19 protein-coding genes and 1 tRNA gene are annotated in these 24,744 nt (G+C 66.8%); 7 read left to right on the top strand and 13 right to left on the bottom strand.

The annotated features are described in order from the left end of the window. Nucleotides 1–9 precede the first annotated feature (9 nt). Nucleotides 10–2,283, bottom strand: a complete 2,274-nt coding sequence (locus tag KF730_RS12675) for a nitric-oxide reductase large subunit (protein WP_294097738.1) — start codon at nt 2,281–2,283, stop codon at nt 10–12. Nucleotides 2,284–2,449: 166 nt separating this feature from the next. Here KF730_RS12675 and hemA point away from each other — a divergent pair, with 166 nt between their 5' ends. Beyond that, nucleotides 2,450–3,664 carry a 5-aminolevulinate synthase gene (hemA, locus tag KF730_RS12670; RefSeq protein WP_294097734.1) on the top strand — a complete coding sequence of 405 codons (1,215 nt, stop codon included), beginning with the start codon at nt 2,450–2,452 and terminating at the stop codon, nt 3,662–3,664. 17 nt (nt 3,665–3,681) lie between these two features. Here hemA and ubiM read toward each other — a convergent pair whose 3' ends face one another. The 9 genes from ubiM to KF730_RS12625 all read right to left on the bottom strand — a co-directional run bounded on the left by ubiM (nt 3,682) and on the right by KF730_RS12625 (nt 15,900). Continuing rightward, entirely contained in the window at nt 3,682–4,848 is a 1,167-nt protein-coding gene (ubiM, locus tag KF730_RS12665; protein WP_294097732.1) for a 5-demethoxyubiquinol-8 5-hydroxylase UbiM, read from the bottom strand. Nucleotides 4,849–4,916: 68 nt separating this feature from the next. Next, a complete protein-coding gene (locus tag KF730_RS12660; RefSeq protein WP_294097730.1) occupies nt 4,917–5,126 on the bottom strand; it encodes a hypothetical protein in 210 nt (69 codons plus the stop codon). A 12-nt stretch (nt 5,127–5,138) separates the two neighbouring features. Next, a complete protein-coding gene (locus KF730_RS12655) occupies nt 5,139–5,450 on the bottom strand; it encodes a hypothetical protein (protein ID WP_294097728.1) in 312 nt (103 codons plus the stop codon). Further along, nucleotides 5,450–6,358 carry a peptidylprolyl isomerase gene (locus KF730_RS12650; protein ID WP_294097726.1) on the bottom strand — a complete coding sequence of 303 codons (909 nt, stop codon included), beginning with the start codon at nt 6,356–6,358 and terminating at the stop codon, nt 5,450–5,452. The genes KF730_RS12655 and KF730_RS12650 overlap by 1 nt, the downstream gene beginning before the upstream one ends. Beyond that, nucleotides 6,355–7,149 carry a respiratory nitrate reductase subunit gamma gene (gene narI, locus KF730_RS12645; protein ID WP_294097723.1) on the bottom strand — a complete coding sequence of 265 codons (795 nt, stop codon included), beginning with the start codon at nt 7,147–7,149 and terminating at the stop codon, nt 6,355–6,357. Before narI ends, KF730_RS12650 begins: the two co-directional genes overlap by 4 nt. Continuing rightward, the gene (gene narJ, locus KF730_RS12640) at nt 7,146–7,859 is read right to left on the bottom strand and encodes a nitrate reductase molybdenum cofactor assembly chaperone (RefSeq protein ID WP_294097721.1); all 714 of its coding nucleotides are present in this window, start codon (nt 7,857–7,859) and stop codon (nt 7,146–7,148) included. Before narJ ends, narI begins: the two co-directional genes overlap by 4 nt. Beyond that, on the bottom strand, nt 7,856–9,382 hold the full coding sequence (gene narH, locus KF730_RS12635) for a nitrate reductase subunit beta (RefSeq protein WP_294097719.1): 1,527 nt from the start codon (nt 9,380–9,382) through the stop codon (nt 7,856–7,858). The genes narJ and narH overlap by 4 nt, the downstream gene beginning before the upstream one ends. Beyond that, nucleotides 9,379–13,161 (bottom strand): nitrate reductase subunit alpha, encoded by a 3,783-nt coding sequence (locus KF730_RS12630; RefSeq protein WP_294097718.1) that lies wholly within the window; start codon nt 13,159–13,161, stop codon nt 9,379–9,381. Before KF730_RS12630 ends, narH begins: the two co-directional genes overlap by 4 nt. 15 nt (nt 13,162–13,176) lie before the next feature. Next, complete coding sequence (locus KF730_RS12625; protein WP_294097717.1) at nt 13,177–15,900, bottom strand: MFS transporter; 2,724 nt, start codon at nt 15,898–15,900, stop codon at nt 13,177–13,179. 229 nt (nt 15,901–16,129) lie between these two features. On the opposite strand from KF730_RS12625, the gene moaB reads away from it, so the two are divergent. Both moaB and KF730_RS12615 read left to right on the top strand, forming a co-directional pair. Further along, entirely contained in the window at nt 16,130–16,666 is a 537-nt protein-coding gene (gene moaB, locus KF730_RS12620; RefSeq protein WP_294097716.1) for a molybdenum cofactor biosynthesis protein B, read from the top strand. Nucleotides 16,667–16,902: 236 nt separating this feature from the next. Next, entirely contained in the window at nt 16,903–17,586 is a 684-nt protein-coding gene (locus KF730_RS12615; RefSeq protein ID WP_294097715.1) for a hypothetical protein, read from the top strand. A gap of 291 nt (nt 17,587–17,877) precedes the next feature. On the opposite strand, the gene KF730_RS12610 is transcribed toward KF730_RS12615, so the two are convergent. Next, nucleotides 17,878–17,952 (bottom strand) — tRNA-Gly (locus tag KF730_RS12610). A 195-nt stretch (nt 17,953–18,147) separates the two neighbouring features. On the opposite strand from KF730_RS12610, the gene KF730_RS12605 reads away from it, so the two are divergent. Both KF730_RS12605 and KF730_RS12600 read left to right on the top strand, forming a co-directional pair. Further along, a complete protein-coding gene (locus KF730_RS12605; RefSeq protein WP_294099869.1) occupies nt 18,148–19,038 on the top strand; it encodes a tetratricopeptide repeat protein in 891 nt (296 codons plus the stop codon). Next, complete coding sequence (locus KF730_RS12600) at nt 19,035–19,643, top strand: LON peptidase substrate-binding domain-containing protein (protein ID WP_294097713.1); 609 nt, start codon at nt 19,035–19,037, stop codon at nt 19,641–19,643. Before KF730_RS12605 ends, KF730_RS12600 begins: the two co-directional genes overlap by 4 nt. Here the strand turns inward: KF730_RS12600 and KF730_RS12595 are convergent, their stop codons facing one another. Both KF730_RS12595 and KF730_RS12590 read right to left on the bottom strand, forming a co-directional pair. Continuing rightward, entirely contained in the window at nt 19,644–19,922 is a 279-nt protein-coding gene (locus KF730_RS12595; RefSeq protein WP_294097711.1) for a hypothetical protein, read from the bottom strand. It abuts the gene before it with no gap. 17 nt (nt 19,923–19,939) lie between these two features. Beyond that, complete coding sequence (locus tag KF730_RS12590) at nt 19,940–21,169, bottom strand: UbiH/UbiF/VisC/COQ6 family ubiquinone biosynthesis hydroxylase (RefSeq protein ID WP_294097710.1); 1,230 nt, start codon at nt 21,167–21,169, stop codon at nt 19,940–19,942. Nucleotides 21,170–21,533: 364 nt separating this feature from the next. On the opposite strand from KF730_RS12590, the gene KF730_RS12585 reads away from it, so the two are divergent. Continuing rightward, nucleotides 21,534–23,837, top strand: coding sequence for a DNA translocase FtsK (locus KF730_RS12585; protein WP_294097708.1), 2,304 nt, complete (start codon nt 21,534–21,536; stop codon nt 23,835–23,837). A gap of 85 nt (nt 23,838–23,922) precedes the next feature. Then, nucleotides 23,923–24,534 carry an outer membrane lipoprotein carrier protein LolA gene (locus KF730_RS12580; RefSeq protein WP_294097706.1) on the top strand — a complete coding sequence of 204 codons (612 nt, stop codon included), beginning with the start codon at nt 23,923–23,925 and terminating at the stop codon, nt 24,532–24,534. Nucleotides 24,535–24,744 lie beyond the last annotated feature (210 nt).

Genomic DNA, 24,744 nt, shown 5'->3' with positions numbered 1-24,744 from the left:
AGGGGGACCTTATTCGGCGGGCACCAGCTCCGGCTCGGCATAGACGCCGCGCGGCCCGCGCCGCGCGAAGAGCAGCCGCGCCATGAACAGCGCCAGCACGATCGCGCCGGTGCCGAACACGATGTCGCCGGGCACGCGCATCCATACCAGGGTCTCCATGACGCGGCTGTGGACGATCTCCGGCGAGCGCGCGTACCAGAAGCTGTTGGTGACGCTGTGATACGCCTGGTACAGCCCGGCGGGCACGAGACTCAGGAACACCATGCCGGCGAGCCCGAGATTGAGCGTCCAGAACACGGGCTTGAGCAGCGCGTCCGACCAGTTGGCACCGCGGAAGGTGGTGCGCAGGCAGAACAGCATCAGCCCGATGCCGAGCATGCCATAGACCCCGAACAGCGCGGCATGGCCGTGGCTCGCCGTCAGGTTGAGGCCCTGAACATAGTAGAGCGAGATCGGCGGATTGATCGCGAAGCCGAGGATGCCGGCGCCGACCAGGTTCCAGAACGACACCGCCACGAAGAACAGGATCGGCCATTTGTAGGTCTGCACCCAGGGCGCGGCCTTGGTCATGCGATAGTTGTGGAACGCCTCCACCCCCAACAGCGCCAGCGGCACGACTTCGAGCGCCGAGAACATCGCGCCCCAGGCGATGATCGGAGTCGTGGTGCCGGAGAAATAGAGGTGGTGGAGCGTGCCGAGGATGCCGCCGGTCAGGAACACCGCGGTCGAGAAGACCACCGCGGTGTTCGCCGCCCGGGCGCGCACCAGACCGAGCCCCGCGAAGATGAGCGCAATCACCGCCGTGGCGAAGACCTCGAAGAAGCCCTCGACCCACAGATGGACCACCCACCAGCGGAAATACTCGATCATCGACAGCGGGCTGTGCCGCCCCCAGGTCAGCGCCGCACCGAAGAACAGGCCGATGCAGATCGTCGAGACGAACACCATGCCGATCAGCCCGCGGCTCTCGGTCGGGGTCTTGAGCGCCGGCCACAATGCCCGGCCGACCAGGGTCAACCAGATCATCAGCCCAGCGAACAGCAGGATCGCCCAGAAGCGGCCCAGATCGACGAACTCGTAGCCCATGTGGCCGAACCAGAAATTGGCGCCGTGCCCGAGCTTCTGCTGGATCGCGAACCATTCGCCCGCGAACGATCCGACGACGACGACGAGCAGCGCCACCCAGAGCAGGTTGACGCCAAACCGCTGGAATTTGGGCTCGTGGCCCGAGAGCATCGGCGCGACGTACAGCCCGGTCGCCAGCCACGCGGTGGCGATCCAGAATATGCCTAGTTGCGTGTGCCAGGTACGGGTCAGGGCATAGGGGATGACGTCGGATATCGCGATGCCGTAGAAGTCGTGGCCCTCCACTGCGTAATGGGCGGTGATCGCGCCCAGCAGCACCTGCGTCAGGAACAAGGCGAGCGCGGTGTAGAAATATTTGAGCGACGCCTTCATCGACGGCGTCGGCGTCATGCCGAGCAGCGGATCGGCCGCCGGCGCCTCGGCATGCTCGTCCTCGCCGCGGCGCGCCTGATGCCAGGTCAGCCAGCCCACCCCGGCGATCAGGAACAGCACGCTCGCGATCGACCACATGCCAAGCGAGGCCGAAGGCGTGTTGCCGACCAGCGGCTCGTGCGGCCAGTTGTTGGTGTAGCTGATCGTATCGTCCGGCCGCTGCGTCACGCTGGTCCAGGCGGTCCAGAAGAAGAAGGCGCCGATATCGGTACGGTCGCGTGCGCGGACGAGCGAACGCTCGGGAATCGCATATTGCTCGCGCAGGTGCGTAAGCCGGGGATCACTGCTGAACAGCCGGGCATAATGATCCCCGACCTGCGCCATCGCCTGCGCGCGCTCCGCCGACACGGTGATCGCGCCGGTCTTGGCATCGTAGCTGTTTGTGCGAAGCTCGGTCTTGAGCCGCTCCCGGAGTGATGCCTGCTCTTCCGCACCGAGCTGGGCGAAGGGCTTGGCCTTCTCCTTCTGCGCCCAGATGTCGAGCAGCGCGAGCGCTTCGCGGTGGAGCCAGTCGGCGCCCCAATCCGGCGCGACATAGCCGCCATGGCCCCAGACCGAGCCGAGCTGCATGCCGCCCAGCGTCTGCCAGGCTTCGCGGCCGGACTGGATCTGGTCCTTGGTGTAGACGATGTCGCCCTGCGTGGTGACCACCGTCTCGGGCACCGGCGGCGCCTTCACATAGATTTCCCGGCCGATAAGGCCGAGGACCGCGAACGAGAGCACAAATATCGCCCCCAGCCACAGCCACAACTTCCTGGAGTGCATTGTATCCCCCTTCGGAATTCGAGAGGGTTGTCCGATAGGCGGCGGCGGGGCGAGCGAAAATTCGGGTGACCGACCTAGGGGACACACCGGAGGGGAACGACCGGATACCCGGCCGCCAATGCACTCGATAAAAGCCTCCCATCAGCAATCCGGGTGGGGACGAGCGTTGGATTACGAGCAGATTTTCGCCGGCGCTATTGACCGGTTGCATGCGGAGGGACGGTACCGTGTGTTCATCGACATATTGCGTAACAAGGGGATGTTTCCCAATGCGCGGTGTTTCGCGGGGCATAACGGACCGAAGCCGATCACGGTGTGGTGCTCGAACGACTATCTGGCGATGGGCCAGCATCCCAAGGTGATCGCGGCGATGGAGGAGGCGCTGCACGACGTCGGCGCCGGCTCTGGCGGCACGCGCAACATCGGCGGCAACACCCATTACCATATCGAGCTGGAGCGCGAGCTGGCCGATCTCCACGGCAAGGAAAACGCGCTGTTGTTCACCTCGGGCTATGTCTCGAACGAAGCGACGCTGGCGACGCTGGCCAAAATCCTGCCCGGCTGCATCGTCTATTCGGACGAGCTGAACCACGCCTCGATGATCGCCGGCATCCGCAATTCGGGCTGCGAGAAGCGCGTGTTCCGCCACAACGATCTCGCCCATCTCGAGGAGCTGCTGGCCGCCGACGACCCCGCGCTGCCCAAGCTGATCGCGTTCGAGAGCGTCTATTCGATGGATGCCGACATCGCCCCGATCGCCGGGATCTGCGACCTCGCCGACAAGTACAACGCGCTGACCTATTGCGACGAGGTCCATGCCGTCGGCATGTACGGCCCGCGCGGCGGCGGCATCACCGAGCGCGACGAAGTCGCCCACCGCATCACCATCCTCGAAGGCACGCTCGGCAAGGCGTTCGGAGTGATGGGCGGCTATATCGCCGCCGACCAGATGATCATCGACGTGATCCGCTCTTACGCGCCGGGCTTCATCTTCACCACCAGCCTGTCGCCGGTGCTGGTCGCCGGCGCGCTGGCGTCGGTCAAGCACCTCAAGGGCTCGACCGCCGAGCGCGACGGCCAGCACGCCGCCGCCGCCAAGCTCAAGGCGATGATGGCGGAGGCCGGTCTCCCCGTCCTCGCCTCGACCACGCACATCGTCCCGCTGATGGTCGGCGATCCGGTCAAGGCCAAGAAGATCAGCGATGTGCTGCTCGCCGAATATGGCGTCTACGTCCAGCCGATCAACTACCCCACCGTGCCCCGCGGCACCGAGCGGCTGCGCTTCACGCCCGGACCCGCGCATGACGAACCCATGATGCGCGATCTCGTCAACGCTCTCACCGAAATCTGGGGCAGGCTCGAGCTCAGGCTGGCAGCCTAAGCGCTGCCGCTCGCCGCCTAACGCTGGGCGAGCAGCGCGCCGATCCCCCGCCGCGCCAGCGGCAACCGTTGTCCCAGCCTCAGCACGGCGGGCCGGGCCAGGCGCGCGACGGGACTTTCGCGGGTGTAGAGCGCCACCAGCGCGTTGGTCGCGTCGTAGAGCGGACGGCAGGCGAGCCGGTGGAGCGCCTCGTAGCGCTTAAGCGGGCCCTCGGCGCCGGGATCGCCTCCGCGCCGCGCCGCGCGGAGCACCTGCCGCGCGAGCCCGTGCTGGCCAAGCAGCCCGAGATTGAAGCCGTGCGCGGTCACCGGATGCATCCCCACCGCGGCATCGCCGACCAGCGCCGCGCGTGTCGCCGCGAAATGGCGCGACCAGGTGATGGTCAGCGGATAGAGATGCCGCGAGCTGGCGAGCCGCATCCGGCCCATGCGATGGGCGAAGCGGCGCTCCATCTCGGCCTCGAACGCTTCGGTGCCGAGCGCCATCAGCCGCTCGGCCTCGTGCGACGGCAGCGTGATCACCGCCGACGACATACGCCCGTTCAGCGGCAGGAGCGCCAGCGTCTGGCCGTGATCGAACCATTCGGTCGCGGTTCGCGCATGATCGCCGTCATGCTCCATGCGGCATACCAGCATCGCGCGGCCGGTGCGGCGAATATGCGCGGAAATGCCCAGCATGTCGCGGACCGCCGACATCCTCGAATCGGCGGCGACGAGCAGGCGGCCGCGAAGCGAGCGCCCATCGCGCAGCCGCAACTCGGCGCCCGATGCGCGGGTGTGGACCGCAGCCGCCTCGGCCCCGGTCACAATCCGCACATCGGGTCGCGATAGCACGGCCCGATAGAGCGCGCGGCGGATCGCGTGGTTCGGCACGAGCCATCCCAACAGCCCTTCGATCGCCTGGCCGGAATCAAAGGTCAGGGCGAAGGGAGATGCACCGTTCAATACCCGCGCCTCGCGCATGGGTGCGGCTTCGGCAGCGAGTTCGGGCCAGACCGAAAGCCCATTGAGGATACCGACCGAGCGATGGGTGAGCGCGATCTCGCGGCCGTCGAACTCCGGGGCCTCCAGCTGCTCCAGCGATTGGCGCTCGACCAGGGCGATGGAGAGGCCGTGCCCCGCCAGCGAGTTGGCAAGGCTCAGCCCGGCCGGCCCCGCGCCGACGATGATGATGTCGTCCTGCATCTCCGCTCCTCGGTTCGACGCTCGGATGCGCGCCCTCGATCCGATATGCGATGGATCAATTCAGCGCGTCAGAGCAGGAGATAGACCGTCAGCGCGACGCACGAGACGACCACGACCAGCCAGATCACCGGCCAGCCTTCGCCCTCGCCTTCCTTCGCTGACGCGGTCTCGATCGGCGCGGGGGTGGTGCGTTCGGTATCGACGCTCGTCTCGATCCCGCTCTTGAGCGCCGGGTTGAGGGGCGCGTCGCTCGCCGGCAGTCGGTCATCGTCGCGCATCGCGCACTCCTCTCAGCCAATATTGCTTCCCGCGTGCGCGGCGCAGCCGGGCGCGGTCAGGCGCCAGTGGACCATCGCCAGCAGGCATATCGTGCCCGGATCGACATCGTCGCGCATCGCCGAGGTCAAACTAGCCCAATCCTCCTCACTCGCGAAGCGCGCGAAATCGGCGACCGCGGCACGGACATAGGATCCCGGCGCAAGACCCTCGCGCGCCGCAGCCGCCGCCACCTGCTCGGCAAGCTCCGGGTCCGAGCCGTGCAGCCACCGCAGGAACCCGCCTGCGGAATCGCGCGCCGCCGCGAGCAGGTCGCCCAGCATCATCAGCCCGCCCCCTCGATCCGCACGCCTTCGACTTCGCCGCGCGCGGCGAGCGCGGCGACATAGCGGGCGGCGGCCACCGACCAGCTTCGCGCCTCCAGCATGTCGGCGATCTTCGGCCGGACGATATCGAACGGGAGCGTGCGGCCGGAGATGCGCCGCTGGAGCCTGAGAACGTGCCATCCGAAACGCGAGCGCACCGGCTCGCGGCCGGTGGCACCTTCGGCCAGCGTCTCGAGGCCCGCCTGGACCGCGGGCACGAGCTCGCCGCGCCGGATCTGGCCCAGCGAGCCGTCCTGCTGCGCCGACGCGCAGCCCGAATGCGCGCGCGCGGCCGCGGCGAAGGCGGCGGGATCGTCCGCCACCGCGTGCGCGATCTCCCGCGCGCGCGCCTCGGCGGCCTCCCAGGCGTCCGCGCCCTCGCCTTCGGGCTCGATCAGGATATGGCCGGCCTCGAACAATTCGGGGGTGCGGAAGCGAGCTTCGTTGGCGCCGTAATAGCGCCAGCACTCCGCCTCGCCCGCGCGTTCCGGCTCGACTTCTTCCTCGAGCAACCGGCGGACCAGCGCGTCATCGTCCGCCTCGACGCGCCCCGCCTCGTCCGTCTCGGGCTCCGCCTCGATCCCCAGCCGCCGGGCCTCCTGGAGCAGCAGTTCGCGCACCGCCAGCGCGCGCGCGGCCTCGATCCAGGCACTCTCGGCATCGGGCGCGGGATGGTGCTGGATCTCGCGCGCGATCGCCTCGGGCGCGATCTCGACGCCGTTCACCCTGACCTCGCCGAAGCTCGGCGGCGGGGGCAGCATCGGCTCGGGCCCGCCGCAGCCATGGCTCTCGCACGTGCTCGGCATCGCCGGAGCGCGGCGACGCTGCTCCGGATCGCCGAGGTTGATGACGTCGAGGCGCCGGCTCATGCCCCCGCCTGCCCCTCCTCGGCCTGCTGGCGCAGCACCGTGGTGCCACCATAGCTCGGCGCGACACCCGCGGGCCCGCGCATCGGCGAATGGCTCGCCCCGAGCGGACGGCGCGACCGCACGATCTGGAAGCCCGGACGCAGCAGGAACCAGATCGGCGCGCTCCAGATATGCACCAGCCGCGTGAACGGCGTGATCAGGAACAGGGTGAGCCCCAGGATGATGTGGAGCTTGTAGACCAAGGCCACATCCTGGATGCTCTCCGGCGCGCCGGGATTGAGCGTCAGGATGCCGTTGGCCCAGCGCATGAAACGCAGCATCTCGCTGCCGTCCATATGCTGCATCGTCCACCAGGTGGTGAGGATGCCGAGCGAGAGCTGGCACCAGATCAGCACCAGCACGGCGATGTCGCCCCAGGACGAGCTGCGCCGGATGCGCGGGTCGAACAGGCGGCGGTGGAGCAGCAGCGAGCAGCCGATGAACGCCGCCACGCCGGCGATGCCGCCGACGACGAGCGCCGCCACCTGCTTGAACTCGTGCCCGATGCCCAGCCGGTCGATCACCGTCACCGGAGTCAGCAACCCGACGAAATGGCCGAACAGCAGCACGAGCACGCCCATATGGAACAGGTTCGAGCCGATCATCATCTGCTTGCGGCGCAGGAACTGGCTCGACTGCGCCCGCCAGCTATATTGGCTGGCGTCGAAGCGCAGGATGCTGCCGACGACGAGCACGGTGACCGCCAGATACGGATACCAGCCGAACGCCAGCTGATTGATGAAGCCGTTCATCGGCCTGTCTCCTTTGCTTCCGCGCGGTTCGCCGCCCTGATCTTGGCGACGACGCCGGTGGGTCCGCCCATTTCATGTGCCGCAGTGGCATTGAACGTCACCGGCGCCTCTTCCCATTCCTGATCCAGCCGCACGGGATCCTCTTCGGGCTCGCGTTCGCGCAGCTCGTCGAGCGCCTCCTGGTCGGGCCGCCCGCCGGTCAGCGCGACGAGCGCATGGAAGACCACCGCATAGGGCGTCTTGCGCTTGTCCATCCGCTCGGCGATCGCCGCATAGACGTGCGCCGGCTGCGCGAGCATCTCGCGCCCCTCGGCGAGCGGCAGGCACGAGACGAATTCGAGGAACACCGGCAGGAAATCGGGCAACTCGCCGCCGTCGAGGAAGAAGCCGCTGTCGACATATTGCTGCCCGAGATCGATCATCGCCTGCCCGCGCTCGCGATTGTCGCCATGGACGTGCTCGAACAGATGGAGCGAAAGCGAGCGGGCGCGGTCGAACAGCTCGCTATAGTCGGCCTGCAGGTCGAGCAGATCCCATGATTCGAGCCGGCCGAGCAGCGGCTCCATTCCCGCCAGGACTGCATGCGGCAGCGCGCCTTCCCCGGCCAGCGCGCCGCGGATTTCCCCCGCATGCGCCTGGAGCTCGGCCGACGGATAGCCGAGGAGCAGCGCCAGCGCGCGCAGGGTGCGCTGCATCGCGTGCGTCCTCATGTCGGGATATCCATCATCGGCTTGCGCGGCGTGCGCTTGGCGCCGCCGAACAGATTGACCTTGGTCGCGCCGTTGGTGTTCTCGCGGAAGGCGAAGCCCGACGAACCGCGCAGCACATAGGCGTCCTCGTCGAACTCGCGGTGCGCGGTCGGGATGACGTAGCGGTCCTCATAGGCGGCGAGCGCCATGATCCGGTACATCTCCTCCATCTGCGCGCGCTTGAGGCCGACGCGCTCGGGAATCGCCGCGTCGATCCGCCCTTCGACCGATTTGGCGCGCATATAGGCGCGCATCGCCAGCATCCGCTCCAGCGCGGCGGCGATCGGCGCCTCGTCGCCCCCGGTGAGCAGATTGGCGAGGTAGCGCAGCGGGATGCGCAGCGAGCGGACGTCGGGCATGCCGTCCTTGGCCGAAATCTTGCCCGCCTCCGCCGCCGACTGGATCGGCGACAGCGGCGGCACGTACCAGACCATCGGCAACGTGCGGTATTCGGGGTGGAGCGGGAAGGCGACCTTCCACTCCATAGCCATCTTGTAGACCGGCGAGCGCGTCGCCGCCTCCAGCCACTGCTCGGGTACCCCGTCGCGCCGCGCCTGCTCCTGCACCGCCACGTCATGGGGATCGAGGAACACGCTCAACTGCGCTTCGTAGAGATCCTTGGGGTCCTCCACCGAGGCGGCCTCCTCGATGCGATCGGCATCGTAGAGCACCACGCCGAGATAGCGGATGCGGCCGACGCAGGTCTCGGAGCAGACCGTCGGCTGCCCGGTCTCGATCCGCGGATAGCAGAAGATGCACTTCTCCGACTTCCCCGTCGACCAGTTGTAGTAGATCTTCTTGTACGGGCAGCCCGAAACGCACATCCGCCAGCCGCGGCACTTCTCCTGATCGATCAGGACGATGCCGTCCTCGGCGCGCTTGTAGATCGCGCCCGAGGGGCACGAGGCCAGGCACGCCGGGTTGAGGCAATGCTCGCACAGCCGCGGCAGGTACATCATGAACGTCTTTTCGAACTGGCCGTAGATCTCCTTCTCGACCCCTTCGAAATTGTAATCGTGGCTGCGCTTCTCGAACTCGCCGCCGAGCATATCCTCCCAATTGCCCGACCATTCGATCTTGTTGAGCAATTCGCCGGTCACCAGCGAGCGCGGCCGCGCGGTGGGCTGCGCCTGCAATTCGGGCGCGGCCTGGAGCCACTCATATTCAAAGGTATAGGGCTCGTAGAAATCGTCGATCTCGGGAAGATGCGGATTGGCGAAGATCTTCGAAAGGATCCGCCATTTCGCGCCCTGCCTGGGCACGATCCTGCCGTTCTTGCGGCGCACCCAGCCGCCCTTCCAGCGCTCCTGGTTCTCCCAGTCCTTGGGATAGCCTATGCCCGGCTTGGTCTCGACGTTGTTGAACCAGACATATTCCATGCCCTCGCGGTTGGTCCACACGTTCTTGCAGGTGATCGAGCAGGTGTGGCAGCCGATGCACTTGTCGAGGTTGAGCACCATCGCGATCTGCGCGCGTATCTTCATTCCGCTGCCTCCGCCTTGACGCCGGTGCCCCAATCGGCGGTGCCGCCCTCGACATTGGCGCCTTCGTCGGCACGCTTGTCGAACCAGTTGATCTCGCTCATCTTGCGCACGATCACGAACTCGTCGCGATTGGCGCCCACCGTCCCGTAATAGTTGAAGCCGTAGGCGAGATGGGCGTAGCCGCCGATCATGTGGGTCGGCTTCATGTTGATCCGCGTCACCGAATTGTGGATGCCGCCGCGCTGGCCGGTGATCTCGGAGCCGACCGTGTTCACCAGTTTCTCCTGGGCGTGGTACATGATCGCCGAGCCGGGCATGATGCGCTGCGAGACGATCGCGCGCGCTGTCAGCGCGCCGTTGACGTTGAACACCTCGATCCAGTCATTGTCCTCGATGCCCGCCGCCGTCGCATCGTCCTCGCTGACCCACACCGTGGGCCCGCCGCGGTTGAGGCTGAGCAGGATCAAATTCTCGGTATAGGTCGAGTGGATGCCCCATTTCTGGTGCGGGGTCAGGATGTTGAGCAGGATCTCCTTGTTGCCGTTGGGCAGCTTCCCGATCACCTGCAGCACCGTCTTGGTGTCGATCGGAGGGCGCCAGGTGACGAAGCCCTCGCCGAACGCGCGCATCCAGTGATGGTCCTGATAGAGCGACTGTCGGCCGGTGAGCGTCCGCCACGGAATCAGCTCGTGGACGTTGGTGTAGCCGGCATTGTAGCAGACCTTCTCGCTCTCCAACCCGGACCAGGTCGGCGAGGAGATGATCTTGCGCGGCTGCGCGGTGACGTCGCGGAAGCGGATCTTCTCCTCCTCCTTGCCCTCCGCGAGATGGCGGTGGTCGCGCCCGGTCGCCTTGCCCAGCGCCGCCCACGCTTTGAGCGCGACTTCGCCGTTGGTCTCGGGCGCGAGCATCAGGATCGTCTCGCAGGCGTCGATGTCGGTGTCGATCTTCGGCCGGCCCGCCGTCGGGCCGTCGAGCACGCGCCCGTTGAGGTCACCGAGCAGGCCGACCTCGTGCCTGGCGTCCCAGCCGATGCCCTTGCCGCCGTTGCCGAGCTTCTCGAGCAGCGGCCCCATCGAGGTGAAGCGCGCGAAGGTCTCGGGATAGTTGCGCTCGACCAGCGTGACGTTGGGCATGGTCCTGCCCGGCACCGGATCGCATTCGCCCTTGAGCCAGTCCCTGGGCTCATAGGGCTGGGCGAGCTCGCCCGGCGTGTCGTGCTGGATCGGCGTCATCACCACATCGTGCTCGACGCCGAGCACTTCGGGCGCGACGTCGGAGAATTTCTTGGCGATCGCGCGGAAGATGTTCCAGTCGCTCTGCGCTTCCCAGGCCGGATCGACCGCCGCCGACAGCGGATGGATGAAGGGGTGCATGTCCGAGGTGTTGAGGTCGTGCTTCTCGTACCAGGTCGCGGTCGGCAGCACGATGTCGGAATAGATGCTCGTGGTCGACATGCGGAAGTCGATATTGACCATCAGGTCGAGCTTCCCCACCGGCGCCTCGTCGCGCCACACCACGTCCTGCGGCTTCTCGATCCGCGCGCGATCCTCGTCGGAGCCGACGACCCCGTGCATCGAGCCAACGAGATGCTTGAGAAAATATTCGTGCCCCTTGCCGCTCGCGCCCAGCACGTTCGAGCGCCAGAAGAACATATTGCGCGGCCAGTTGACCGGGTTGTCGGGATCGAGGTTGGCGGGGCGCAGCTCGCCCGAGCGCATCCCGTCGGCGACCACCGTGGCGGGATCGGCGCCGGTATCCCTGATGTGGCGGCCAAGCTCGATCGGGTTGCTTTCGAGCTGCGGCGCCGAGGGCAGCCAGCCCATCCGCTCGGCGCGGACGTTGAAGTCGATCACGCTTCCGGACCAGTCTCCCTCCGGCGCGACCGGCGACAGGATCTCGGACATCTTGAGCGTCTCGTAGCGCCACTGGTCGGTGTGCGCGTAGAAGAAGCTCGTGCCGTTCATCTGGCGCGGCGGACGCGTCCAATCGAGCGCGAAGGCGAGCGGCGTCCATCCGGTCTGCGGCCGGAGCTTCTCCTGGCCGACATAATGCGACCAGCCGCCCCCTGACTGGCCGATGCAGCCGCACATCACGAGCAGCGAGATGATCCCGCGATAGCTCATGTCCATGTGATACCAGTGGTTGAGCCCGGCCCCCAGGATCACCATCGAGCGGCCCCTGGTCTTTTCGGCGGTGTCGGCGAACTCGCGCGCGACCTGGATGATCGCCTGGCGGGGAACGCCGGTCACCTTCTCCGCCCAGGCGGGGGTGAAGGGCACGTCGTCGTCATAGCTCGCGGCGACGTTGCCGCCGCCGAAGCCGCGATCGACGCCGTAATTGGCGCAGAACAGGTCGAACACGGTCGCGACCTTGACGCTGCCGCCGTCGGCGGTCGCGATCGCCTTCACCGGCACATTGCGCATCAGCACTTCGTCATGCCCGGTGGCGACGAAGTCGTGCGGCGCGGTGCCGCCGAAATAGGGGAAAGCGACCGGCTCGATCGCATCCTCATGGCCCGCGAGCGTCGTGCGCAGCTTCACGTCGCGCCCCGCGCCGTCCTTCTCCTCGAGGTTCCACTTGCCCTGCTCGCCCCAGCGGAAACCGACCGAGCCAATCGGCGCGACCAGATCGCCCGACAGCTCGTCATAGGCGACGGCCTTCCAGTCGGGATTGTTGGTCTCGCCCAGCCCTCCCGGCAGGTCGGCGGTGCGCAGCATCCGGCCGGGCACCAGCCGGCCGTCCTGCTCGACCAGCGTCACCAGCAGCGGGAAGTCCGAATATTTGCGCGTATAGTCGGCGAAATACTCCGCCTGCCGGTCGACATGGAACTCGCGCAGCACGACATGGCCCAGCGCCAGCGCGAGCGCGGCGTCGGTCCCCTGCTTGGGATGCAGCCACAGGTCGGAGAATTTCGCCGCCTCGTTGAAGTCCGGCGCGATCACCACGCTCTTGGCGCCGCGGTAGCGGACCTCCGAATAGAAATGCGCGTCGGGCGCGCGCGTCATCGGGATGTTCGAACCCCAGACGAGCAGGAAGCCGGCATTGTACCAGTCGGCGCTCTCGGGCACGTCGGTCTGCTCGCCCCAGGTCTGCGGAGACGAGGGCGGCAGGTCGCAATACCAGTCGTAGAAGCTGAGCAGATTGCCGCCGATCAGCGACAGGTAACGGCTGCCCGCCGCATAGGAGATCATCGACATCGCCGGGATCGGCGAGAAGCCGGCGATCCGGTCGGGGCCATGCTCCTTGATCGTATAGGCGTTCGCCGCGGCGATCAGCTCGGTCACTTCGTCCCAGCCGACCCGGACGAAGCCGCCGCGCCCGCGCTTGGCGACCCAGTCGCGCCGTTTATCCGCATCCTGGACGATCGCCTTCCACGCCGCGACGGGCGTCATCGTCTTGCGCGCCTCGCGCCAGTGGCGGACCAGCCGGGCGCGGACGAGCGGATATTTGATGCGCGTGCCCGAATAGAGATACCAGCTATAGCTCGCGCCGCGCGGGCAACCGCGCGGCTCGTGATTGGGCAGATCGGGACGGGTGCGCGGATAATCGGTCTGCTGCGTCTCCCAGGTGACGATCCCGCCCTTGACGTAGATCTTCCACGAGCAGGAGCCCGTGCAGTTCACGCCGTGGGTCGAGCGCACGATCTTGTCCGCTGCCCAGCGCTTGCGATAGGCGTCCTCCCAGTCGCGGCTCTCGTTGGTGGTGATGCCGTGCCCGTCCGAAAAGGTATCCCGCGCCCGGCGGAAATAGGTGAGGCGATCGAGGAAATGGCTCATCCGTAATTCCTTTTGTCAGGCCGGAAGGGGGGAAGGCTTGGCGCCGGTCGCGCCGCGCAACAGGCCGCGCGGCCCGCTGTACGCCGCCCAGGTCAGCGCCGCGCAGCTCAGGTAGAAGACCAGGAAGCCCCACAGCGCGGGGGTGGCGCTGCCCGCCAGCTCGATTGACGAGCCATAGGCCTTGGGAATGTAGAAGGCGCCGAACGCCGCGATCGCCGAGGTGAAGCCGATCACCGCCGCCGATTCGCGCTCGGCCTGGATCCGCCGCTCCTCCGCGCCGTGCTCGGCCATCGCCCGGTCGATCGTGCTGCGCATGATTCCGGGGACCATCTGGAAGGTGGAGGAATTGCCGACCCCGCTGACGAAGAACAGCAGCAGCACCATCGCGAAGAAGCCCGGGAAGCTCCCCGACTGAAGGAACCAGATCATGCCGGCGGTCGCGCCGATCTGCGCGACGAAGACCCAGAAGGTGACCCTGGCGCCGCCCACCCGGTCGGCGATCCATCCGCTTCCCGCACGCGATAGAGCGCCGATCAGCGGACCGAGAAAGGCGTAGCGCAGCGCGTCCACCTGCGGGAACACCAGCTTGGAGAGCAGCGGAAAGCCCGCCGACATGCCGATGAAGGTGCCGAAAGTGCCGGTATAGAGCCAGCACATGATCCAGGTGTGGCTGCGCCCGAAGATCGCCGCCTGATCCGCGAAGGACGATTTCGCGCTGAGGATGTCGTTCATCCCGAACCAGGCGGCGAGCGTCCCCACGATGATCGGCGGCACCCACAGGAAGCCCGCGTTCTGCAGCCAGATCGAGCCGCCGTCGGCCAGCGTCTGCGCCTGCCCGCCCAGCGCGCCGAACAGGCTCATCGTCACCGCGACGGGCACGAGGAACTGCATCGCGCTGACGCCGAGATTGCCCAGCCCCGAATTGATCGCCAGCGCATTGCCCTTCTCGGCCTTGGGGAAGAAGAAGCTGATATTGGCGACCGAGGACGCGAAATTGCCCCCGCCGAGCCCGCAGAGCAGCGCCAGCACCAGGAAGATCAGATACGGCGTGTCGGGGTTCTGCACGGCATAGCCGATCCCGAACGCCGGAATCAGCAGCGATGCGGTCGACAAGGTCGTCCATAGCCGCCCGCCGAAGATCGGCACCAGGAAGGCGTAGAAGATGCGCAACGTCGCGCCCGACAGGCCGGGCACCGCCGCGAGCCAGAACAACTGATCGGTGGTGAAGGCGAAGCCGATCCCCGGCAGCCGCGCGACGACGACGCTCCATACCATCCAGATCGCGAAGGAAAGCAGCAGGCAATAGGTCGAGATCCACAGGTTGCGCCGCGCCACCGCGCGGCCCCCGGCTTCCCAGAACGCCGGATCCTCGGGCCGCCAGTCGGCGATCGGCCCGGCGCGCCGCGGCGGCACGGTGACCCCCGCCTCGCCCAATCCCTGCATCTCGGGAAGCTCGGGCATCTCGGCCTGCATGCCTTGGCGCGCGGCAGTGCGCTCCATGTGCCGGATCGCGAAATGCATCCAGGCGAGCGACACGCCGACCAGCGCGAACAGCAATACGAAGCAGCTCGTCCAGATGCCGGTCAGGTCGTTGAGCGCCCCGAAAGCGAGCGGCAGGACGAAGCCACCCAGCCCGCCGATCATGCCGACGAGCCCGCCAACCGCGCCGACATGGCTGGGATAGTAAGCCGGGATATGCTTGAATACCGCCGCCTTGCCGAGGCTCATGAAGAAGCCGAGCACGAAGATCGTGACGAGGAAGGGAACCAGCCCCATCTCGGTGTGGAAGGAGATCGGCCCGCGGACGCCCTGGATGATATAGGTCGTTGGCGGATAGGAAAGCATGAACAGGCAGAGCAGCGAGACGCCGAGCGTCACGTACAGGACCGAACGCGCGCCGTAGCGGTCGGAAAGCTTGCCGCCATAGATGCGGAATATGCTCGCCGGCACCGAGAAGAATGCCGCGAGCATGCCGGCCGTCTCGACGTCGAGCCCGTAGACTCCCATCAGATAGCGCGGCAGCCACAAGGCGAGCGCCACGAAGGCGCCGAAGACGAAGAAGTAATAGAGCGCGAATCGCCAGACCTGGATGTTCCTGAGCTCGGCGAGCTGGCTGCCCATCGGCGCCGCCCGGCGGCCCTCGCGGCGGCGCGCGATGCTCTCCGGATCCTCGCGCGTGAGCAGCAGGAACAGCACGGCCATAACGAGCAGCGCGCCCGCCCAGATCTGCGCGACCGCCTGCCATCCCATCGCGATCATCACGAACGGCGCCAGCAGCTTGGTGACCGCCGACCCCACATTGCCGGCACCGAAGATGCCGAGCGCCATCCCCTGCTTTTCGGGCGGATAGAATTTCGAGACATAGGTCACGCCCACCGAGAAGGCGCCGCCCGCAAGGCCGACGCCGAACGCCGCCACGAGCAGCTGGCCGTAGCTATGGGCGAAGGAAGTGAGGAAGGTGGCGACCGCGGCGAGCGCCATCACTCCCGCGAAGACGCGCCGTCCGCCGAGCTGATCGGCCCAGATCCCGAGAAGCACGCGCGCGACCGAGCCCGTGAGGATCGGCGCGCCGACGAGAAGCCCGAACTCGGTTTCGGAGAGCCCGAGGCGATCTTTCACGCCCAACCCGATGATCGAGAAGATCGTCCAGACCGCGAAGCAGACCGTGAAGGCGACGGTGCTCGTCCACAGCACCCGATCCGCGCCGGGTACGGGCTGATCGGTAGCCGGAACGGACATCCCTTCTCCCTGCCGTAGTGCCGATGAAGGCGTGCTTCCCGGACGAGTCCGAACTGTCCGGGCAAGTACCTTCAGCCGCTTGCCTTCCAACAACCGACGACCCTATTTCCTGTCGGTACGAGGCTTCGACCCCGCTTTCTTTGTTGCAGGACAAAGAGGCGCGCGCGGCATTGCGGCAGGTCAATTCGGGCAGGGACGAAACCTGCACATTGCTTCCCCGGAGGCATGCATGGCCGGAATTGACGATACGCTGACCTTTCATCCGCTGCGGCTCGCGATCCTGACGGTCTCCGACACGCGCACGCTCGCGACCGACAGATCGGGCGCCGCGCTGGCGACGCGGGTGGAGGCTGCGGGTCACGGGCTCGCCAGGCGCGAGATAATCCCCGACGACATCCGCTCGATCCGGAGAAGCATTCGCGCGTGGAGCGGCGATCCCGGGATCGACGTCATCCTGACGACCGGAGGAACCGGTTTCTCGCCGCGCGACGTGACCCCCGAGGCGGTCAGGCCCCTGCTCCGCCGCGAGATGGATGGCTTTGCGGTGGTCTTCCACCAGGTGAGCCTCGCCACCGTCGGCGCCTCCACCCTGCAATCTCGCGCGCTTGCCGGTCAGATCGACGACACCTTCATCTTCTGCCTGCCCGGATCGACGGGCGGGTGCTGCGACGCGTGGGATCATGTGCTGCGGTTCGAGCTCGACAGTCGGCACCGGCCCTGCTCGCTGGCGAGCCACGTCCCCCGCCTCTGGCATCTGTGCGCGTAAGCGCGGAGCAATTCGGAACGCCATGATCAGCTTCGACCAGGCCGCCGCCTTGTCCGCCCGCGCGCACCGGCGGACCCTCGCGCTCGACTCATGACTGGGTGGTACCGGGGCCGACTCTGTCGTTGAAGGCCTCGCGAGCCGCACCATCGGTGACGGATGCCCGAATTGAGGTTGATCAAGATGTGCGGGAACGTTTTCGCCCAGAGCGAGAACATCCATCCGCAAGGCGGAACGACATGACGCACTTTCGATCAACCGGCGGGGGGTTCGGTGTCGCTCCCGGCATCTATGCCGTCGTCGCACAGGATTCTTACGGTAGCGTGCCAAATCCCGGCGACGAAACCGGGCAGCCCGGCAAACTGCTTTTGCCGACAGTCGATGTGCCGACCCTCGCGCGCGCGGGCTCTCTGGAAACATTGGTCCTTCCCGTCGGACGCGACCGCGCCGGGTGCAGAGGCCGATCGATCGCGCTCGGCGGCCAGACGCTCGTCGTGTTCGATTGCCTGGCGATCATGCCGCTCGACCGCATCCAGGCCGGCTTCCACGTCCGCGCCGGCCATATCGGCCGGATTGCCACGGTGATCGTGAAGGGTCCGGCAGATGGCATCGTCCGTCCCGCGGATGGCGGATACGAGATGACGGGATTCAGGCCAGGCGTCGAGTGGATCGATACCGATACCCCCGGTGCGTTCACCATTGAAGGCGAGACGTTCGACATGGCGCACGCAGAGACCGCGGCCATCTTCGGCTATGGCACCGAGGCGTTCAACGCCGCCTTGGACGACTACGGCTTCCAGTGCGACGTCAGGACGCTTCGCGAACGACTCACCGGTCGCACCGACCCGGAAGCGGTAGCGGTGCGAAACCGCCTTCCGGAATGTGACACGGCAACCGCCCGCTATGCGCCGGTGATACCCTGATTCGGCCCTGACGCCTACGCAACCGGTGTGTTGGATCATAATCCCACGGGCACCCTATCATTTACTATTGCAAGTTAATTGCATTAGCGGGGCCACGATAGGGAAACCGATGCCCGGACGTCGATTGTGTAGACGGTTTGTGTAGACGTCACCGCCCGCCTTTTTCGAGCATTTAGGGGGCTTTGCAGGACGATCACCGGCATCATTGTGTAGACGCTCTGTGTAGAAATCGCGCGAATCCGACCGTCGAGGAGACGGTTTTTGGCGGATTTCCGATGTTCTGGAAGTCGCTGGAGCGGGCGAAGGGATTCGAACCCTCGACCCCGACCTTGGCAAGGTCGTGCTCTACCCCTGAGCTACGCCCGCTCTGGCGTCTGTCCCAGTCGCTACAAGCACGAACCGGGCGGGTGAGGCGCGGCCACTAGCAGCGCCGATGGTGCAGCGCAACCCCCTTGGCGACACACCCGAAGCGCTTGGCGAAAATGCTTGGCGGGCGCAGCCCGAGCGCCCACATAGGCCGCAAACCCGCATCCGTTGGAGCGTATCATGGCCACGCTTGGAATGACCCCGCAAGAGAAGGAGGCTGTCGAAGCCTTCCGCCGCGACGTCGTCGAACCCTCGATGACGTCGCTGATGATCCTCGATTTCTGGGCCGAATGGTGCGGCCCCTGCAAGCAGCTCGCCCCGGTGCTCGAAAAGGTCGCGGAGGATTACGCGACCAAGGGCGTCAAGCTCGCCAAGATCGATGTCGATGCGAATCAGTTCATCGCCGCCCAGTTCCAGGTGCGCTCGATCCCCACCGTCTATGCGATGTTCCAGGGCCAGCTCGTCGCCGACCTTTCGACCGCGCGCACCGAAGCGCAGCTGCGGACGATGCTCGATCAGATCCTCCGCCAGATGCCCGTGCCGAGCGAGGAAGCCGCGCAGGAGGCCGAGTTGGAGCCGCTGATCGCGATGGGCGAGCAATTGCTCGGCGAGGGCGAGGCCGAACGCGCCTTGTCTGTGTTCGAGCAGATCGCGGAAATGGCGCCCGGCCATCCCGCGATCACCGCCGGTCGCGCCCGGGCATTGCTGGCGCTGGGCCGCACCGGCGAGGCCGAGCTGGCGCTCGCCGATCTGCCCGACGACGCCAGCAAGTCGCCCGAAATCGAGCGCGCCCGCGCCGCGGTCAGCCTCGCGCAGGAGGCCACACCGGTCGAGGATCTGTCCGGCCTCGCCGCCCAGGCCGCGACCGGCGATATGGAAGCGCGCTACGAGCTCGCCGGCGGCCAGATGGCGACGGGCGATCGCGACGCCGCCGCCGCGACGCTGCTGGCGATGATCGCCGAGGACCGCGAATGGAATGAAGGCGCCGCTCGCGCCCGCCTGCTCAAATTGTTCGAAGCCGCCGGCCTCGAGGATCCCTGGGTCTCGGCCCAACGCCGCAAGCTCTCGGCGATCCTGTTCGGGTGACCGTCACGCGGCTCTCGATCTTTCCGCTCAGCGGGGCGCTGCTGTTCCCGCGGATGCATCTGCCGCTCCACATCTTCGAGCCCAGATACCGCGCGATGATCTCCGATTCGCTGGTCCGTGACCGCCGCATCGGCATGATCCAGCCGCGCGATCTCGAGGAGCCGCCCGGGCTGTTCGAGATCGGCTGCGTCGGCCGCATCGCCGAAGTCGAGGCGCTCGACGACGGCCGCTTCGATATCGTCCTCGAAGGGCTCGCCCGCTTCACGATCCTCCGCGAACTCGACGTCATCACCCCCTTCCGCCAGGTCGAGGCCGAGCTGGAAGCGGTCGGCGAAAGCGAGATTCTCGCCTCGGTCGCCCGCGCCAGCCTCGAGATGGAGTCGCGCCGCTTCGCCGATGGCCTCGGCTATGCCGTCGATTGGGAATCGGTGACGCGGCTCGACGACGAATCGCTGGTCAACGGCATCGCCCAGATCGCCCCGTTCGATCCGGCATCGAAACAGGCGTTGCTCGAAGCCGACTCGCTAAGCGACCGCGCCGAGCTGATCGTCCAGCTGATGCAATTCTACGGTCGCCACGGCGACGAAGACGGGACGCTGCAATAGTCAGCGCCCGCTCCAGATCAGCAATATTCCCGCAAGCGCCAGGACGGCGGCGCCTGCCCTCGCGCCGCGTACCCATAAAATCAGCCGGCTGAGCCGTCCATCGCCAAGCCGGCGATGCTCCCCCGTCCAGACGAATCGCGAAATCTGCCGACCTGTCGGCGTGCGGCGGCGATCGAAACCTGCGACGATATCCGGGTACGCCCGCTCGATGCGACGCGCGACCAGACCCTCGACGATGAAACCGAAAGCGCCGGGAATGATCGCCGCCAGAACCAGCATAGACCCGGGAGACGGCGTCAAACCATCTCGCCCTGCAGCAGTTTAGGCACGTCGCCCGATTCGCCGCGCGCCTCGCCCATGAACCAGCGTTTCAAGGGCGGCATCCTGTCGACCGCCGAAAGCCCGAAACGGCGGATCGCCGCCGGCGTCTTGCCGGGAATCCCGAACAGCCGGGTCAGCCCGTCGGTGGCGGCGGCGACCATGAAGGTGTCGAGCCCGCGCCAGCGCTGATAGCGCGCCAGCAATTGCGGATCGCCGAGATCGAGCCCCAGCCTTTTGCCATCGACCAGCACTTCGACCAGAGTCGCGACATCGCGGAAGCCGACATTGACGCCCTGCCCGGCGATCGGATGGATGCCGTGCGCGGCGTCGCCGACCAGGGCCAGCCGGTGATCGGTGATCCAGGCAGCATGATGGAAGCCGAGCGGGTGGCTGAAACGCCGGGTCAGCGGCCCGAGCTTGCCGAGAAACCCGCCCATGCGCTTCTCGGCTTCGGCGAGATAGGCGCGGTCGGAGATTTTCATCATCCCCGCGGCGTCGCTGGCCTTGACCGTCCACACCACCGCCGAGCGATGGCCGTTCTCGTCGTCGAGCAGGGGAAGAATCGCGAACGGGCCCTGGGGGTAGAAGATCTCGAAGGCGATATTCTCATGAGAACGCTCATGCCCGAGCGTCGCCACCATCGCCGCGTGATCATAGCTCCAGCGCGCGGTCTTCAGCCCCGCCGCCTCGCGCGTCGGCGAATTGCGCCCTTCAGCGGCGACCAGCAACGGCGCCGTCACCGTCGCGCCCGAATCGAGCACCGCGGTCACGCCAAGGGCGCCGCGATCGACCGAGACCGCCCGGGTCCGCATCCGCAGATCGACGCCCGGCGCCGCCATCGCCGCCGCGAGCAAGGCGGTGCGCAACTGGCGATTCTCGAACATCGTCCCAAGCGGGCCATCACCCTCATCGGGCGCGAAATCGAGCTTGCCGGGGGCGAGGCCGTCGCTGACGCGGATGCCGTCGATCGGGCAGCCCTTGCCCGCCAGCCGGTCCGCCACGCCCGTCGCCTCGAACATCCGCATCGGCGCCGACGCGATCGCCGAAGCGCGGCCGTCGAAGCTCGCGGCGGTGATCGTCGCGGCATCGGCGGGGTCGATGACGATCGAGGTCAGGCCGTGCGCATCGAGCGCAACCGCCAGCGCGCTGCCGACCAGCCCGCCGCCGAGGATGAGAATGTCCGCGCGTGTTGCTGCCTTGGCCATGGAATCGGCACTAGCATAGATGTCGGGGGGTGCCAGCCTTGCGCTCACTGCCATTGTCACCCCGGACTTGTCCGGTGCCCAACTCTCGGCCTGACAGGCAGCAAGCGGCTCAAGCTCCTCCATCAGACGCGCGTGAACGCGTGCTCCTGCGAAAGCAGGAGCCCAGGAGCCCCGAGCGGCATCGCTTGTAACTCTGGACCCCTGCTTTCGCAGGGGAACAGCAGATAATTGGCACAAAGGGGTAAGCACCAAAACGAGTCCGGGGTGACAGTTGTGAAGCCGGTACAAAACAGGACCATCTTGACGCCGGACTCGTCAGGCGCGATGAATCGGCCGCACCCCTGAAAAACTGGAGGCTGGGCGGATGGCGTCCCGGGCACAAAAGTCGCTGTTGCGCGACACGATGAAGGCTGGCGCGCGCCGGAGCGTCGAACTGATCGGCGGAACCTTGCTGTTCCTCGCCGTGATCGGCGCGGTGCTGTCGCTGCTGACCTATCATTCGCAGGATCCGTCGCTGAACACCGCGTCGGCCGGCCCGGCGCTCAACCTGCTCGGCAATTTCGGCGCATGGATCGCCGATGCCCTGCTCGCCACCTTCGGCCTGCCGGTGATCCTGCTTGCCCCTGTCGGCCTGATCGTCACCAACCGGCTATGGCTCGGCCGCCCGGTCGGCGATTGGGGGCGGATGCTGCGCGGCGCCCTGCTCGGCACGCTGCTGGTCGCCGGTGCGGCGGCATTCTTTTCCAGCGACGCGGTATTGGCGCTGCCCGGCGGCTGGGGCGGCGTCGCCGGCCTCAGCATCGCCGGCCTGTTCAATTTCCTGATCGGCTTCGCCGGCGAGCCGAGCCTGACCTGGTGGGCCGGACGCGGTCTTGGCGTCATCTTCGCGCTGCTGGGGCTGTGGGTCTGGTGGCGGCGGCTCGATTTCAAGCTGCCCGAGCGCCCCTTCGCGATGCCGCAATTGCGGATCGGCGGGGAAAAGAAGGTCGCGATCGCCGCGCCCGAGGCCAGGCCCGAACGCCAGCCGAGCATTTCCGAACCGCGCAAGGTGGTGGTGCCCGATACCCGCCCGGGCCCGGTGATCGCCGATCGCGGCGTCATGCCGGCGCCGGCCAAACCGAAGCCGCCGACCCAGGCCAGCCTCGATTTCAAGGACAGCTATAAATTGCCCGGCCTCGATCTGCTCAAGGCCGCGCCGACGGGCAAGGGCTCGGGGATCGACAAGGCGGCACTGGAACGCAACGCCCGCCTGCTCGAGAGCGTGCTCGACGATTTCAACGTCAAGGGTCAGATCGTCGAGGTTCGCCCCGGCCCCGTCGTCACCATGTACGAGCTCGAGCCAGCCAGCGGCATCAAGGCCAGCCGCGTCATCCAGCTCGCCGACGATATCGCCCGCAACATGTCGGCGATCTCGGCGCGCGTCGCGACCATCCCTGGGCGCAGCGTCATCGGCATCGAATTGCCCAACGCCCAGCGCGAGGCGGTCAATCTCCACGAGCTGATCGGCAGCCAGAGCTTCGAGGACCAGGGCGCATCGCTGCCGCTGGTGCTCGGCAAGAACATCGCCGGCGACCCGGTCATCGCCGATCTCGCGCCGATGCCGCATCTGCTCGTCGCCGGCACCACCGGCTCGGGCAAGTCGGTCGGGCTCAACTGCATGATCCTGTCGCTGCTCTACCGGCTCTCGCCCGATCAGTGCCGGATGATCATGATCGATCCCAAGATGCTCGAACTGTCGATGTACAAGGGCATCCCGCATCTCCTCGCCGATGTCGTCACCGAGCCGCAAAAGGCGGTGCGCGCGCTCAAATGGGCGGTCGAGCAGATGGAGGACCGCTATCGGATGATGGCGAGCGCCAACGTCCGCAGCCTCGCCAGCTTCAACGACAAGGTCCGCCAGGCCAAGGCCAAGGGCCAGAAGATCGGCCGCAAGGTCCAGACCGGCTGGGACGCCGATACCGGCAAGCCGATCTACGAGGAAGAGACGCTCGATCTCCAGCCGCTGCCGCAGATCGTGGTGATCGTCGACGAGCTTGCCGATCTGATGATGACCGCGGGCAAGGAAGTCGAGTTCCTGATCCAGCGCCTCGCGCAAAAGGCGCGCGCGGCGGGCATCCACCTGATCATGGCGACGCAGCGCCCCTCGGTCGATGTCATCACCGGCGTGATCAAGGCCAATCTGCCGACGCGGATCAGCTTCCACGTCACTTCGAAGATCGATTCGCGGACCATCCTTGGCGAGCAGGGCGCCGAGCAGCTGCTCGGCAAGGGCGACATGCTCTATATGCCCGGCGGCAAGCAATTGGCGCGCGTCCACGGGCCGTTCGTCAGCGATGACGAGGTCATGGCCATCGCCGAATTCTGGCGCTCGCAGGGCGAGCCCGATTATATCTCGGCGGTCACCGAGGAGCCCGAGGATGGCGGCTTCAGTCTCGATGGCGCGCCCGAGGGCGACGACAGCCCGGAGGAGCAGCTCTATCGCCGCGCGGTGCAACTGGTCGCCGAGAGCCAGAAGGCGTCGACCTCGTGGCTCCAGCGCCAGCTCCGCGTCGGCTATAATTCGGCGGCGCGGCTGATCGAGCGGATGGAGCGCGAGGGGCTGGTCTCGCGTCCCGACCATGTCGGCCGCCGCGAAGTGCTGATGGATACCGACGGGCGGGCGATATAGGATCGAATCAGCCGCCCCGGGGGTTCAGGGGGCATTCAAGCCGCCGCGCCTAGCGGCTCTCCCCAAGAGCATTTGGAGATTTTGCGTGTTTGCACGACCCCTCGCCTTCAGCCTCGCTATTGCCGCCCCGGTGCTGATCTCGGCCGCCGAACCCGAAATGGCCCAGGTCCAGCAGCACCTGCAGGGTGTCTCCAGCATGACCGCCGATTTCGCCCAGACCGACCGCAACGGCCGCACGCTGACCGGCACGATGACGCTGAAGCGCCCGGGCAAGATTCGTTTCCAGTATCAGAAGGGCGTGCCGCAGCTGATCGTGGCGGACGGCTCCAGCCTCTATTTCATCGATTATCAGGTCAAGCAGGTCGATCGCTGGCCGATCGGCAATTCGCCGCTGGCGGTGCTGCTCAATCCCAAGCGCGACATCACCAAATTCGCCAAATTGAAGCCGACCGGCGATCCCCGAGTCGTCTCGATCGAGGTCCACGATAGCGCGCATCCCGAATATGGCCGGATCACGATGATCTTCCAGAAAAACGCCGCGGCGCCCTCGGGATTGATGCTCCAGGGTTGGGTAGCGCTCGACGCGCAGAGCAACCGCACCACTATCCGCCTGTCGAACCAGCGCTTCAACGCCGCCGTGCCCGATAGTCAGTTCCGCTGGAACGATCCGCGGCCCAAGGGGCCGAGAGCGCGCTGATCTGCGACGAACTGCGAGCGATTCTTAATGCCGTTCATGTTGGCGACAGGTTCGCGGTCCTAGAAAAACCGCGCGGATGTGGGGCTTGAACCGGGATTTTCCCCCTGTTGCCCGGGCGAACTCAACATCCTGCCTGCGTGACGAACGCTAGGTCGGCCCCCGCTCCATTGCCCCCGGAGCGGGGGCCTTTCCGTATCTGCGATACCGCCT

Source organism: Sphingomonas sp. (assembly GCF_019635515.1).
Lineage (GTDB): Bacteria > Pseudomonadota > Alphaproteobacteria > Sphingomonadales > Sphingomonadaceae > Sphingomonas.
This window is presented reverse-complemented; position numbering and strand designations above follow the sequence as displayed.